The 14498-nt window shown below is 65.0% G+C and carries 13 protein-coding genes; 3 read left to right on the top strand and 10 right to left on the bottom strand.

Features of this window, described 5'->3' with window-relative positions; all coding sequences use genetic code 11:
• Nucleotides 1–34: 34 nt before the first annotated feature.
• The 3 genes from scpA to QO014_RS04810 form a co-directional block, all read right to left on the bottom strand.
• Complete coding sequence (gene scpA / locus QO014_RS04800; protein ID WP_266347479.1) at nt 35–2194, bottom strand: methylmalonyl-CoA mutase; 2160 nt, start codon at nt 2192–2194, stop codon at nt 35–37.
• Between the two features lie 139 nt (nt 2195–2333).
• Nucleotides 2334–3296, bottom strand: coding sequence for a nucleoside hydrolase (locus QO014_RS04805; protein WP_266347480.1), 963 nt, complete (start codon nt 3294–3296; stop codon nt 2334–2336).
• Nucleotides 3296–5131 (bottom strand): PfkB family carbohydrate kinase, encoded by a 1836-nt coding sequence (locus QO014_RS04810; RefSeq protein ID WP_266347481.1) that lies wholly within the window; start codon nt 5129–5131, stop codon nt 3296–3298. Before QO014_RS04810 ends, QO014_RS04805 begins: the two co-directional genes overlap by 1 nt.
• A gap of 154 nt (nt 5132–5285) precedes the next feature.
• On the opposite strand from QO014_RS04810, the gene QO014_RS04815 reads away from it, so the two are divergent.
• Nucleotides 5286–6053 carry a GntR family transcriptional regulator gene (locus QO014_RS04815; protein WP_266347482.1) on the top strand — a complete coding sequence of 256 codons (768 nt, stop codon included), beginning with the start codon at nt 5286–5288 and terminating at the stop codon, nt 6051–6053.
• Nucleotides 6054–6088: 35 nt separating this feature from the next.
• Here the strand turns inward: QO014_RS04815 and QO014_RS04820 are convergent, their stop codons facing one another.
• The 7 genes from QO014_RS04820 to QO014_RS04850 all read right to left on the bottom strand — a co-directional run bounded on the left by QO014_RS04820 (nt 6089) and on the right by QO014_RS04850 (nt 11806).
• The gene (locus QO014_RS04820; protein ID WP_266347483.1) at nt 6089–6817 is read right to left on the bottom strand and encodes a 5-formyltetrahydrofolate cyclo-ligase; all 729 of its coding nucleotides are present in this window, start codon (nt 6815–6817) and stop codon (nt 6089–6091) included.
• Nucleotides 6818–6907: 90 nt separating this feature from the next.
• Entirely contained in the window at nt 6908–7846 is a 939-nt protein-coding gene (locus QO014_RS04825; RefSeq protein WP_266347484.1) for an ABC transporter substrate-binding protein, read from the bottom strand.
• 74 nt (nt 7847–7920) lie between these two features.
• The gene (locus tag QO014_RS04830) at nt 7921–8982 is read right to left on the bottom strand and encodes an ABC transporter permease (protein WP_266347485.1); all 1062 of its coding nucleotides are present in this window, start codon (nt 8980–8982) and stop codon (nt 7921–7923) included.
• Nucleotides 8979–9746 (bottom strand): ATP-binding cassette domain-containing protein, encoded by a 768-nt coding sequence (locus tag QO014_RS04835; protein ID WP_266347486.1) that lies wholly within the window; start codon nt 9744–9746, stop codon nt 8979–8981. The genes QO014_RS04830 and QO014_RS04835 overlap by 4 nt, the downstream gene beginning before the upstream one ends.
• Nucleotides 9743–10042 carry a hypothetical protein gene (locus tag QO014_RS04840; protein ID WP_266347487.1) on the bottom strand — a complete coding sequence of 100 codons (300 nt, stop codon included), beginning with the start codon at nt 10040–10042 and terminating at the stop codon, nt 9743–9745. The genes QO014_RS04835 and QO014_RS04840 overlap by 4 nt, the downstream gene beginning before the upstream one ends.
• A gap of 11 nt (nt 10043–10053) precedes the next feature.
• Nucleotides 10054–10773 carry a hypothetical protein gene (locus QO014_RS04845; RefSeq protein WP_266347488.1) on the bottom strand — a complete coding sequence of 240 codons (720 nt, stop codon included), beginning with the start codon at nt 10771–10773 and terminating at the stop codon, nt 10054–10056.
• Between the two features lie 187 nt (nt 10774–10960).
• The gene (locus QO014_RS04850; RefSeq protein ID WP_266347489.1) at nt 10961–11806 is read right to left on the bottom strand and encodes a MurR/RpiR family transcriptional regulator; all 846 of its coding nucleotides are present in this window, start codon (nt 11804–11806) and stop codon (nt 10961–10963) included.
• A 133-nt stretch (nt 11807–11939) separates the two neighbouring features.
• Here QO014_RS04850 and QO014_RS04855 point away from each other — a divergent pair, with 133 nt between their 5' ends.
• Nucleotides 11940–12683: a 5-formyltetrahydrofolate cyclo-ligase gene (locus QO014_RS04855; RefSeq protein ID WP_266347490.1), complete on the top strand. Its 744-nt coding sequence runs from the start codon at nt 11940–11942 to the stop codon at nt 12681–12683.
• Nucleotides 12684–12805: 122 nt separating this feature from the next.
• Nucleotides 12806–14116: an ABC transporter substrate-binding protein gene (locus QO014_RS04860; RefSeq protein ID WP_266347491.1), complete on the top strand. Its 1311-nt coding sequence runs from the start codon at nt 12806–12808 to the stop codon at nt 14114–14116.
• Nucleotides 14117–14498: the final 382 nt, after the last annotated feature.

The raw sequence follows: 14498 nt of genomic DNA on the forward strand, positions 1-14498 counted from the left end.
CCCTGCATGAGACAAGGGCCGTCAGCGTCGGTCGTCAGGCGTTGCGCCGGCGCCCCTCCATCAGGTCGAGCACCGAGCGGGCGGCATCGAGCACCGGCGTGCCGGGGCCGAATACGGCCGCAACGCCATGGTCGAGCAGGAACTGATAATCCTGGCGCGGCACGACGCCGCCGCACACCACGATGATATCCTCCCCGCCGCGCGCCTTCAGCGCGGCAACGAGCTGCGGCAGCAGCGTCTTGTGGCCCGCGGCGAGCGACGAGACGCCCAGCACATTGACCTTGGCCGCAATCGCCATGTCGGCGGCTTCTTCCGGCGTCTGGAACAACGGCCCGGCCAGCACTTCGAAGCCAATATCCCCGAAGGCCGACGCGATGATCTTGGCGCCACGATCATGGCCATCCTGGCCGAGCTTCGCGACCATGACCTTGGGCCGTCCGCCGAGGCTCGCGGAGAGACCGTCGAGGCGCGAGACGAGCGCCTGATATTCCGGTTCGTCATGATAGGCGCGGCCGTAAATGTCGCCGACGACTTCCGGCACGGCGACGTAATCTCCAAAGGCCCGGCGCATCGCGTCGGATATTTCGCCGACTGTCGCACGTGCCCGCGCAGCCTCGACGGCCGCCTCCAATATGTTGCCCTCGCCGGACCGCGCCACGGCCTCTAGCTGCGCAAGCGTCGCTGCGACGCGGTCGGGATCGCGCTGGCGCTTGGTCCGCTCGAGCCGCGCGATCTGCGACTGGCGCACGGCGGCATTGTCGATATCGAGAATGTCGATCGGGTCTTCCTGCTCCAGCCGATAGCGGTTGACGCCGACGATGACCTCCTCGCCCCGGTCGACGGCCGCCTGCCGGCGCGCCGCCGCTTCTTCGATCATCCGCTTCGGCAGGCCGGAGGCGACGGCCTTCGTCATGCCGCCCATCGCCTCGACCTCGCCGATCAACGCCCAGGCCTTTTCGGCCAGATCGTTGGTGAGGCTTTCGACATAATAGGAGCCGGCGAGCGGATCGACGACATGGGAAATGCCGGTCTCATGCTCCAGGATCAACTGCGTGTTGCGGGCGATGCGCGACGAAAACTCGGTCGGCAATGCGATCGCTTCGTCGAACGAATTGGTGTGCAGCGACTGCGTGCCGCCAAGGACGGCCGCCAATGCCTCATAGGCCGTGCGGACGATGTTGTTGTAAGGGTCCTGCTCCTGCAGCGACACGCCCGACGTCTGGCAGTGCGTGCGCAGCATCAGGGACGACGCCTTCTTCGGGGCGAATTCCGTCATGATCCGCGACCAGAGCAGGCGCGCGGCGCGCAGCTTCGCCGCCTCCATGAAGAAGTTCATGCCGATCGCGAAGAAGAACGAGAGCCGGCCGGCGAACGCATCGACATCGAGCCCCTTGCGAAGGGCGGCGCGGACATATTCGCGACCGTCGGCCAGCGTGAAGGCGAGCTCCTGCACCAGCGTCGCGCCCGCTTCCTGCATGTGGTAGCCGGAAATCGAGATCGAATTGAACTTCGGCATCTCGCGCGCCGTGTACTCGATGATGTCGGCGACGATCCGCATCGATGGTTCCGGCGGGTAGATGTAGGTGTTGCGAACCATGAACTCCTTGAGGATGTCGTTCTGGATCGTGCCCGAAAGCGCCGCGCGCGAAACGTGCTGCTCCTCACCGGCGACGATGAAATTGGCGAGGATCGGGATGACCGCGCCGTTCATCGTCATGGAGACCGACATCTGATCGAGCGGAATGCCGTCGAAGAGGATCTTCATGTCCTCGACCGAATCGATCGCCACACCCGCCTTGCCGACATCGCCGACGACGCGCGGATGATCGCTGTCATAACCACGATGGGTTGCCAGATCGAAGGCGACCGAAAGGCCCTTCTGGCCGGCGGCGAGCGCCTTGCGGTAGAAGGCGTTCGATTCCTCCGCCGTCGAGAAGCCAGCATATTGGCGGATCGTCCAGGGCCGGCCGGCATACATCGTCGCACGCGGCCCGCGCAGGAAGGGTTCGATGCCCGGGAGCGTATCGAGATGGCCGATGCCGGCGAGGTCGTCCCGCGTATAGAGCGGCTTGACGTCGATGCCCTCGGGCGTGTGCCAGACGAGCGTATCCGGCGAGGCCTTCAGTTCTCGCTCGGCAAGCGCGCGCCAGGCATCGAGGCTGGATTTGGTCTCCGGAGTCGGCTTGTCCGTCATGATGGTCTCCCGCTGCCGTCATCGATAATCCCGACAGCGACCCGCCGCCAGCCCGTTCGAGGGCCTGCGGCGGAATGGCGACTATCTCATGTCGCGGCGCGCACGGCCCCGAGGACGCGCTGCTGCGTATCGGTGACGATCAGGCCGAGGCGGAGGGGCGGCAGAGCGAGGGAACGAGAAGTTCGAAGAAGCGCGTCGCGTTGACGGCGCTCGCCGCCTTGATCGTCGGCAGATGCGTCCAGCGGAAATTGTCGCGCCGGTCGACGACGGTCTGGCCGAGGGTCAGCGAGGATTGTGTCTCGACCGCGACCTGGATGTCTTCAAGCGTCACGAAAGCAGGATCGATCGCGGCGGCTACAGCGAGCGAATCGATCAACCCGCAATAGGATTTGAAGCCCCTCCGCTCGACGAATGCGACCACGCCGAGAAGGAATTCAGCCGCCGGCGTCGCCGCTGCCTCAAGCGTTTTTCGATCGGTAGCGCCGAGCTCGATCGTGCTGTGCGTGACCACGTCGAGGCCGAGCGCCGTCAGATTGAAGCCCGCCTTGAAGACGATATCGGCCGCTTCCGGATCGACATAGATGTTCCATTCGCTGGCCGGATTGTCGCCCGTCGCCCGCGTCGATCCCTCGCTCTGGAAGCCGAACGCGCCCCCGATGATGATCAGTTCCTTCACCTTCCTGGGCAGGTCGGGATCTTTGATCGTGGCGAGCGCGATGTTGGTCAGCGGACCGAGCGCCAGGATGGTGAGGTCGCCGCCTTCGGCATTGGCCGTCTCGACGATGAGGTCCGGCGCAAAGCGCGGGTCGATCGCACGGGTCGACGGCGCGAGGCGCAGTTCGCCGAGACCGTCATCGCCATGGGAGAACGGATCGCGCGGATAGGGTCGAACCAACGGCTTCAGCGGGCCCATGGCGACGGGAATGGCCGGCGCACTGAAGCGGTCGAGCACCCGCGTCGCATTATCGGCGCAGCGGTCGGCGGTGAGATTGCCTGATACCGTCGTAATGGCGCGGATCGCGAGCTTGCCGGACCCCATCGCGAAGGCAATGGCGACGGAATCGTCAATGCCGGGATCGCAGTCGATCAGGATCGGTTTCATCAGGCGACGTCCTTGTTCGAGGTCTGGATGTGGGTACGGGCGGCGGCCGCGAGGCGTTCGGCCCAGCGGTCGACATCGAGCGCGTTCACCTCTGCCACCGTCTGCCGCCATTCGGCCGGGATAGCGCCCTCGCCGGCATAGGCGCCACAGATCGCGCCCGCCATGGCGGCTATCGTGTCCGTATCGCCGCGCAGATTGCCCGCAATCTCGATCGCGACCCTGGGATCGCCCTTGGCGTAATCGGCGATCGCAATGGCGGCCGGCACGGATTCCGTCGTCGGCTCGCCAGCGCCCACAATGTCGGAGATCAGGCGGACGAGTTCGACCTTGGATCGGGCTCCGGCGGCGAGCCGCCGGCCATGCTCGATCCGCGAGGCGACATCGGCGGAATAGATCCAGTTGCCCCGCCGCTGGCCGATCCGGGCGCCCTCGAGCGCCTGCTCCATCACATGGTCCCAGTCCTTGCCGGCAATGGCGGCTGCAATGGCGGCCGCGAGCGCATTGGCGCCGGAAATAGCCGGGCTCGTATTGTGGGTCGGCAGGCAGGCGGTCGTGACGATATCGGTGAGCCTCTCCAGCGAGAGACCGGCCAATGCGCCAAAGACGCCAATCGGCGCAATGCGCATGGCCGCGCCATTGGTCACGCCGAACTTGCCGATCTCCTCGACCGGAGCGCCGGCCTGATAGGCCATCAGCGCGCGCTTGGTGCTCGGTCCGACGGCGAGCGAGTTCTCGCCGCCAACGCCGACGAACCACTCATTCAGCCGGGCAGCTACCGTCGCGGGGCCGAAGCCGTCTTCGAGCGCGTCGGTCAGCGCCAGGGCCTGCTCAGTATCGTCGGTGATCCGCCCCGCGGGGTAGCCGGCATGATAGGGGCTGTCGGCCGGACCGGGCTGCATCGTCATCCGCCAGGGCGGCGCCGGCAGGAAGGAATTCGGCATGCCGAACGCGTCGCCGCAGGCCGTGCCCCACAGCGCGCCGCGCACGCGCTCCTCGAACGTCGGTGGCGCATCGACCGCGGGTTCTGTCACGAAAGCCGCCCATGAGCCCCAGCCCTCGCAGGCCCTCGCCGCGATTTCCGCGGCAATCCGCCCGGCATCGGCATTCGAATCGCCCTGCAGCGTGCGGGCGAGAAACGTGCCGCCGAATGTGTCGCCCGCGCCCGTCGTATCGACGACATTGGCCTTCACGGCTGCAATCGGGATTTCCGCGCTGTTCTGGCGAATGACGGCGCCTTCTTCGCCGCGCGTAACGACGAGCGTCGACGCGGCAAGCGTTCCGAGCGTCTCGAACTGACGCTCATCGACGATGACCGTGTGCCAGCGATGCCGGCGGGCCTCCAGCGCCGGCTCGCCGACCAGGCTTGCCGCAATGCCACGCCGTTCTGCGGCGGCCAGCAGGATCTCTGTCCACTCGCCCCAGACCGGGGCGATGATGAGATGGGTGACATCGGCGAGGATCGCTTCGACATCATAGGGGCGAACGCTGAGCAGCCGCGTGGACCAGGACGATCGTCGTTGGCCGTCATAAACCATGACACAGCGGGCCGGCTCGTCGCTGACACGGGGCGAGCGAGAGAGATCGACACCAGCCTGCCGGAGCATGGTCAGCGTCGCCTCATGCGACCCCTCCGCCGGCAAGGGATGCCAGAGCGCGGCCGGCAGGCCCTGATGGCGTAGCGCGAGCGCGATGGTCATCGCCGCGCCGCCAGGCAGCCACTCTCCCGAAGCGCTGGGGTTCGGATAGAGCACAGCCACCTCCGACGAGCCCGGATGGCGATCCGCCGCGAAGATCAGATCGAACATAGCTGCGCTGCCAGCGACGAGAATCGTCATCGCATATCCTTTCCGGCTCATCCGAATTCATGTTTGGCGCTTAGAAGAGGTATAGTCTATAATACCTCTTGCGATCAAGAGCCACGGGATCAAAACGCTTGCCTGCAACCGCGTGACAGGGCACCCAGTCTGCGAGAGGACCGAAGGGGAAAGAATGCGATCCGAACCGATCATCCAGGTTGACCGCGACCTGATCGACCACGCCTCGCCGGTCCCCGTCTTCATGCAGGTCGAGCAGGATCTGCGCCGTCAGATCCTGAATGGCGCGCTGAAAAGCGGCGGACGACTGCCGCGCGAGACGGAACTCGCCAAGCTCTATGGCATCAGCCGCATGACCGTGCGCCGCGCCCTGGAAGGGCTCGCCGATGCGCGTCTCGTGCGCCGCGCCCATGGCGTCGGCACGATCGTGACGCCCCCGCCCCTGCCCGTCACCTGCGATCTCGGCCTGATGATCAGCTTCGCCGAACAGCTTCGCCGCCAGGGTCATGAGGCGGCAACCACGGTCGACATGCAGGCACGGGTCGTTCCGCCGGCCCAGATACGCCAGGCGCTCGCCATAGACGACACTGAACAGACCGTGGTGATCCGCCGCGTCATCGCCATCGACCATCGCCCGATCGTGATGAATACGTCATGGCTGCCGGCAGCGCTTTTTCCCGGGCTCGACCGGGAAGAACTCTCCGGCGGGTCTCTCTGGAGCACGCTTCTCGCCCGCTACGATGTGCGGACGGTCCGCGCGGACAACATGGTGGAACTGGTGAACGCCTCGGCCGACGAGGCCCGCCTTCTCCATGTCGAAGAAGATGCTCCGCTGCTGCGGCTGACCGGCACGGTGTTCGGCGAGAACGACCGGCGCCTCGAATATTCAACGGCGCTCTGGGCCGGCAATGTGCGGTTCCATTTCCTGTCGCAGACGAGTTGACGGCCGCCAATTTCGTCTGGTTCGATCGCGCGTGGTCAGCCTCTCTGGGCCTCGCGCAATTCGCGCAGCGGCGCGGCGTCCATGATCGATGGATCCACCAGATCCCAGGCGAGCGAGGCTGGCTGAACGCGGGCGCCGGTCATGAGCGTGCGCGTCGGCGTCACGATGATGTCGGCGGTCACATCGGATGAGCCGACAGGCAGGTCTTCCTCGGCGAGTTGGATATCGTGGACGATCGCCGCGACCGGGGTCGCTGCCCCCACGACGCCGATCTCCGAGAAGATGCCCCATTCGAGATCGAGATAGGCATGGCCCATCCCGAAGCGCAGGCCTCTCCGCGTGATGGCCGACGCGCCGGCAATGACGAGGTCGAAGACGCCATGCGCGCGCAATTCGGCCAGCGAGACGAGCCGGCCGAAGTGATCGACGCCGTCGAGCCAGGCCGCGAAGGGTGCGTCGCCGGCCGGCACGTCGGCGGGATCGAGCAGGATGAAACCGCGATGGAGGCCGTAAGACGGCAGGACCATCGTCTTGCCATCCTCGATCAGGCGGCGGCGAAGGGGAACGAGCCCGTTATCGGGCGTGACGAAGACGTGCCGGGCCGCCGCATAGACGGGCTCCGCCGCGAGGCGCTCGGCAGCTATGTCACCGCCCTCAAAGCCGGGAATGAACTGCGTGAAGTCGAAATGGAAACGCGAATCCGGCTGCGCATGGAGCCGCATTTCGCGGCTGATCGCCTCGGCTATGGTCCGTCTGGCGGACATGTCCTTGGTTCCTGATGCAGGGAAGAGGATAGGCTGCGCCGCCGGGAGAGAGCGGCGCAACCGGATCGTCGCTGGAACCGCGCAAATGGCTCAGCAGCCGGCCTTGTATTCGTACTTGTCCGCCATTTCGGGCTCAGACGCCTTGATCGTCACGATCTCGGTGAACGTCGTCTTCTCAACCGGCTTTCCAGCGGCCAGCGCGGCGGCGGTTTCCACGGCGAGTTCGCCCTCGCGGCGCGGATCCTGCGCGATCAGGGCATGGATCTGGCCGTTCTTGAGCGCGCTCACCTCGGGGCCGGCGGCATCATAGGCCACAACCTTCACGGCTCCCGCGTTCGCCTGCCGCAATCCGGTGACGGCGCCGATGGCGCCCAGATCGTTCGTCACGAATATGCCCGCGACGTCGGGATCCTTTGCGAGGATCGCCGTGATCATCTCGGTCGCTTGCTGCGGGTTCGTATAGAACTGCTGTCCGAGATAGGTGATTCCTGGATAGCCCTTGATCTCGGCTTCGAAGCCGGCGGTGCGCTCGTCCTGGGCCGTCGTGCCGGGCGGGTTGGTCATGACGACAACCTTGCCCTTGCCGGCGAGGAGCTCGTTCATCGCGATGGCAGCGCGCTTGCCGCCTTCCTTGTTGTCCGTGACGATCCTCGTCTTGACGAAGCTGTCGTCATTGATCGTCTGATCGGCCGTCAGCACATGGATGCCGAGGGAATCGAGCTGCTTCATCGGGGCGATCAGCGCCTGCGCGTCGACGGGAACGATAGCGGCTGCGGTGGGCTTCGCGGCCGCTATGGCATTGACGATCGGGATCTGCTGGTCCGGGCCCCACTGATCGGATGCCGATACCGTCAGATCGATGCCGAGCTCGGCTGCCTTCGCCTTCGCGCCACAGGCCATGGCTTCGTAGAAGGGGCTGCCCTTCACGCCCAGCACGAGCGCTAGGCTCGTATCGGCGGCAAAGGCCGGTCCGGTGGCGAGGGTCGCCGCAATCGTAGCGAACACCGCAATATGTGAAACGCGCTTCATGTCCTTGTTCCTTCTCTGGCTGGTCTCGTGATGTCCGGGTGCCGTTTCCGGCCCCGGATTCGTGGTTCTTGGCTTCAGGCGCGCTCGCGGGCGCGTCGCTTGAGCTGATCGGTGAAGACCGAAATGATGAGCACCGCCCCCATCGCGACGGTCTGCCAGAAGGGCGGGATGCCGATGATGACGAAGCCGTTCAGCAGCACGATCGGAATGAACACGCCGATGACGGTGCCGATGATGCTGCCGGTGCCGCCGAAGAGGCTCGTGCCGCCGAGAATGACGGCGGAAATGGTGGCGAGATTGTCCATGGCGTGGCCAGCGATGGTCGTCGTGCCGTAGCGAGCGAGCGACATGATCGCCGCGACGCCGGCAAGCCCGCCCGAGATCGCATAGATGACGATCAGCCTCTGCGCGATGCGGATGCCGCTCCGCCGCGCCGCCTCGCTATTGGAGCCGATCGCGTAGACATGGACGCCGAAGCGGGTGAGATGCAGGACGATCGCGCCGAGGATCGCCGTCAGGACCGCGATCTGAACCAGATTGGGCAGGCCGAAGAGACCCACCCCGCCCAGCCCCATGACCAGAAGCTCGGGGACTGCCCTGACGTCGATGCCTCCCGTCAGGATCTGGGCGCCCCCGAGCGCCATGCCGAGCGTTCCGAGCGTCACGATCAACGGAGGTATCCGCGCGACCGCAACCAGGAATCCGTTGAGCGCGCCCCAGAGCGCGCCGGACAGGATGGCAGCCACTGCGCCAATGACCACCACGCCGAGACTGGCATTGGTCGTGCCATAGGCGCCGCCGCCCTGATCGCCGGCGAGCATGAGCATGACGCGCGCAGCGACAACAGAGGAAAAGACGAGCACGGCCCCAATGGAAAGATCGACGCCGGCCGCGATCATGACGAAGGTCTGCCCGACAGCAAGAACGAGCAGGATCGCCGCATTGACCGCGATATTGGACAGGTTGAAGGAGGAGCCGAACTGCGTCGGCCGCAGGATCGTGAAGATCGCGATCAGTGCGATCAGCAGCAGGAAAACCCAGCCGCCGCCGACCAGACGGCTCCAGTCTCTCGGGGCGCCTTCCTCGGCCGCAACATCGGACGATGCTGTTCCGATTTTCCGCCAGCCAATGTTCATGACGCCCCCTCCACCGCGAGGCCGCTGGTCATGGCCGCCACTAGGCTTTCGATGGTCGCGTCCCGCGCCTTGAAGCGCGCAACGCGGCGACCGAGCCTCAGCACCTCGATCCGGTCGGCCACCTTCAGCACCTGAGGCATGTTGTGGCTGATCAGGACGACGGCGACGCCCTGGTCGCGAACCTGGCGTATGAGGTCGAGGACGCGCTCGGTCTGCACCACGCCGAGCGCGGCCGTTGGCTCATCCATGAAGATGACCTTGTCAGCCCAGAGCGCCGCGCGCGCGATGGCAACAGATTGCCGCTGGCCGCCCGAGAGCGAAGCAACCGAAACATGCTGCGACCTGAGCCGCACCCCCAGCCGCTGGAACTGTGCCTCGGCACGCATCCGCATGGTTCGCCGATCGACGAAACCCAGCGCGCCGCGCCAGCCGGCAAAGAGCAATTCGCGCCCGAGGAAGAGATTGGCCGCCGGCGTGAGATTGGGCGCCAGCGCCAGATCCTGGTAGACCGTGGCGATTCCCTTGGCCTGGGCGTCAGTCGGCGCCGCGAAGGCAACCGGCTGGCCATCCAGCAGGATTTCGCCGTTATCCGGCTTGTCCGTGCCGGAAAGTATCTTCACCAGCGTCGATTTTCCCGCGCCATTATCGCCGATCAGCGCGCAGATTTCGCCGGCATGAACGGCGAAATCGGCCCCGTCGAGCGCCGTGACGTGGCCGAACCTGCGCTTGATGCCGCGCGCCTCAAGGAGCGGCGCGCCTGTCATTCGATCGGACCGAAGCCAATATTGTTGGCGTAGGCGAACCACTCATTGTAGCCGGCAATCGTAAGCCGGACCCAATGCTCATAGGCCGCCTCGGCATTCGGAAAACTCCATATTTCGACCGTCTCGAAATCATGGTTGCCGCGAATGTGATAAGCGCCGACGCGTGCAGCGCCGACGGATTTCGAACGCTCGGCCGAGGCCGACCATTCGGCCTTCAATGCCGTCTGGCGTTCGTCGGAAAGGTCGTACCAATGCGGCCTTGGACGGGCATAGTGAATCCAGATCGTTTCGCTCATCGGTGGCGCCCTCAGTTCGTCGCGAGGAAATCGGCGAGCGGACGACGCCGGCCGACATAGTGGCGGGATGTGGTGAAGCGGAAATCGAGCACGCGCTCATGCTCGTACATCGCGTGATCGATCAATTCGGGACTGGTCGCCTCCCAAATGCTGAGATGCTGCCAGCCATGCATCCAGTCGGTGCGGTGACGGCCCGTCATGTTGATGTTGGCGTCGAGGTCGGCCTGAAAGGCTATGTCGCAATCGGCGTCGTTCCTGCGCCGCTCTTCGGGGCTCGCTGCCGTCCGCGCATCGTTCCACTCCCAGAAGGCGACGAAGCCCCAGGGTCGATCGACCGGATCACCAATGCCCTTCACGGTGGAGAGCTCGCGCGGCCCGATCAGCCATTCGGTATCGAAGCGCCGGTTCCAGCCTGCGGCCTCGAGCCGTACAGTGCCCTCGAGCGCCGCGGTCACGCTCGGCGCCTCGAAGACGCCGGCGAGATCGATATTGTGGGCAAAACCGGTATCGAAGACCATCGGCTCGGCGACCGACGGATCGAACATCGCCCGGACCGAGAGCTGCCAGCCCTCGTCTGCCAGTTCAGCCAGTACTTGCCCGATGGCGAGGCGCTGGGCCTCCCCGAATACCTTCGGCGAGGCCGGCACGCGCTTTGCCAGGAATATGACGGCGCAACCGGTACTGAGCTGGTCGACCGAGAAAACCTGGGTGGCACCTGGGATTAGGGACATCGGGACACGCCTCCGCCGCAACGTCCGAGCCTGGGCGCAGACGAAACATATGTTTCCGCATCTAATCTAGTGGAAGCATTGTTTCACAAGCTGGCGAAGCTGTCACCGGGTCTGGACGTTCGTTTTTTAGGCAGGATGACAATCGCGCCGCCTGCGATCCGTCAGGCAGCGGCGATCCGGATCGCCATCAGTCCGTCCGGAGTTGCTCGCGCAGGCCTTCGATCAGGTCCGAACGCACCAGGGCAGTGTTACCGAGCTTGTCGATCGTTGCGAGCTGCAGCAGCGCGATCATGCTCATGAGTGCGGTGTAGGAGGCGCCTGCCCCGTTTTGCGGGAGCTGGCAGATCAGCGGGATGCCGCCGTGCCGCTTGACCTTGGCCTGGCTGGCCGGATCCGTGATGACGACAATGTGGACGCGGGCCGTCTGCGCGAACTCAAGCAGGCCCGGCACCATGGAGGGCCACGGCCGCGTTGCGATGACGAAGAGGAGATCGCCCGGCCCCATCGACGCCAGTTCCTCCGGCCAGGTCTCGGCATCCTCGCTGAGCAACTGGACCGCAGGACGGACCTGGGCGAAGAGCGAGCGGGCCAGTCGGGCGCTGCCCGAATGCGGACCGGAACCGGCGATCCAGATCCGCCGCGCCGAGGCGAGATGTTCCGCGACCTCGGCGAGAAGATCGGAGCGCAGGAATTCGAAGGTGCGGGTGAGGCTCGCAATTTCCGACTGGAGATGGCCGGAGACGGTCGAGGCTCCCGTCGGACGTTCCATCGAGACGACGATGTTCTGGGTCGGGCCGGTACGATTGCGCTCCTCGCGAGCCTGAAGTCGCACCTCGTTGAAATCGCTGTAACCGAGGCTACGGAACAACCGCGCCGCCGTCGCCTTCGACACGCCGGAGAACTGCGCGAGCTCCGTGGCCGAAAACGTGAGGATCTCATCGGAACGGTCGAGCAGCACCGCAGCGAGGCGCTGCTCGCTCGGTGTCAATTGCTCGAAGCGCTCCTGGATGCGGAGCGAAAGAAGGGTACCCATCGATCGACTTTCGACGACTAGGAACGGATTCGCAACGCGCGAGTTTTGCACATTTTTTTGGCGTGACAAGAATTGCGGTCTGGAACTAATGTTTCAGCATGATCGTTTCAGAAACAGTTGTGACGGAGTGACGATGAGCAGGGCCAAGATCGTTCGGGAGCGCATTTGGGAAAAGCTGCGCCCCGTCGCCAAGCCGGATTCCCGCTTTCACCTGAATTTCGCGGAAGTAATCCCCGATTTCGAAGGCAGCGAAAGCGCAACCGACAGGCTCGTGGCGCAGCCTTTCTACAAGAAGGGCAACTACGCCTTCATCACGCCGGACAATGGCCTGGTCGATCTGCGGCGCCGCATGCTGGAGGCCGGCAAGACGCTCGTCGTCTCGACCTATGGCATCTATCGCGGCTTCTATCTGCTGGAGCCGTCGGCCGTTCCTCCGGGTCAGGCGCTCTACGCCGCCTGGCTCGATGGGCTCGAGCATTTCGGGCGCCCGATAACACTGGCAGAAATCGCCGATCGCGGCCGTTTCGATTTCATGGTGACCGGCGCCTCCGCCGTCTCGCTCGACGGCGTCCGCTTCGGCAAGGGCCACGGCTTCTTCGACCTGGAATGGGGCATGTTCACCGAAATCGGCATCGTCGACGAAGCCACACCCGTCACGGCCGTCGTCCACGATGTTCAGGTCGTCGAGGAGAAGCTGCATCCGAGTGAGACCGACATTCTGGTCGATGCGATCGCGACGCCGACCCGTTTCATCGAGGTGAAGCGTGCTCATCGGCCCCGCGGCATCAAGTGGGACATGCTGGCGCCCGAGCAGATCGCCGCGACACCGCCGCTTCTCGAATTGCAGCGCATGCGCGGCATGGCCGCGTCGGCGTGAAGCCCGAAACTGCCGCTTGCAAGGCGTGCAGTGAGGCGCAATAAAGGTACTTAAATATAGACCTCTTCCAGATCGCGACCACACGGGGAAACGGGTGGCCGCACCAAGCACAGGGGAATTCGATGCTCGCTCGCCTTCGAAATGCTGCCCGCCTGCCGCTTCTCGCGGCGCTCATGGTGACATCCGCCGCCATCGCGCCGGCCATGGCCCAGGAAAAGCTCGTCGTCTTCGGACCGTCGAGCTGGGATACCTTCGCCCCCGGCTCGCCCGAGGATGTCGTCAAATCGACCACCGAGGCCTTCGACGCCAAGTTCAAGGCCGCGCATCCGGAAGTCGGCGAAATCGTCCATGACAGCCGTGGCACCATCGCCGACGGCCTGGCGCGCCTGCGCAATGCACAGCTCGCCGGCGATCAGGTCGACGTCATCGTCTGCGCCGCCAATCCGGTGAACACATCCTATGCCCGCCTCGGCCTGATCAGCCCGGTCGACGACATTGTCGGCGCGATGGCCGATACGTTCACGGAGGGCTCGACCGCGAATTTCACGGTGGGCGGCAAGGTCTGGGGCGTGCCGGTTTCGGCCGTCAACGTCACGACCTTCTTCTACAACAAGGACCTCTTCGACCAGGCCGGCATCGCGGTCCCGAAGACCTATGAAGAGTTCAAGGCGGCAGGGCCGAAGCTGGCCGCGCTCGGCGTCATTCCCGTCATCCATCAGGGCAAGAACGCCTGGATGTGGCCGCTCTATTACATGAGCTCGCTCGCCGAGACGACCGACAACAAGCAGCTCGCCTTCGTGCAGGACCTGCTGCAGGGCAAGGCCAAGTTCACCGATCCGGTCAGCGTCGAGGCGCTGAAGCTCTCGCGCGCCTGGGTCGATGACGGCCTGCTCGATCCGCAGTCGAACGAGCTCGACGAGGACGCCATGAAGGCGGTGTTCTATTCGGGCAAGGCGGCAGCCTATTTCGGCGGCTCATGGGATGTTCCCGGCGTGGCGTCGAATGCCGGCTTCAAGTGGGGCGTGTTCAAGTTCCCGAAATATGAGAGCCAGCCGGGCAATCCGGTCGCCTTTGGCGGCGCGGAAAGCGGCCTCTGCATCTCCTCGTCTTCGAAGAACCCCGACCTCGCCAAGGCCTATGTGACCTTTGCGGCTCAGGATGCGAACGCCAAGATCCTGCTCGATCCGCTGAAGCCGATAGCGACCTCGCACAAGGGCGTCGCCGGATCGGACGACCCGATCTCCAAGGATCTGCAAGGCTATCTGCCGGCCGACAAGTTCCTCGATTGGGTCTGGCCGCGCGAGTTGACCGAGACCATCCAGCGCGAAGTGCAGTCCATGATGGGCGGAACCGAGACGCCGGAGCAGGCCGCGGCCAACATGCAGGCGAAGTTCGACGCCATGGTCGCCGCCGGCTACGTCTACGGCAAGTAAGGGGCCCGTGGTCGTGTTGAAAGCCGATCGAACCGTGACGTCCTGCTCTTGTCCCCTCCCCCTTGTGGGGAGGGTTAGCGAGGGGTTACCGGCTCGGTCTCTTCGAAAAGGCCTGTCTTCGACGCGCCCAACATCGGCGCTGCCACGCCCACCCCGGCCCTCCGCAAAAGGCGGAGAGCGAAGATCCCCCCTTCCTTCCCCTCTCCCGCTTGCGGGGGAGGTCGGGAGGGGGTTTACGCGCTCCGCCCGCGGGCATTCGAACTCCGACATCCAAGACTACGGCCCATCACGCCCCCTCTCCAACTCTCCCCCGCTTTGCGGGAGAGAGGGCCCGGCACGTCGTTTGCTGCATGGCGGTATGACGCCTGGCCGCAGCTCACGC

This window comes from Kaistia dalseonensis (assembly GCF_030814715.1).
GTDB lineage: Bacteria > Pseudomonadota > Alphaproteobacteria > Rhizobiales > Kaistiaceae > Kaistia > Kaistia dalseonensis.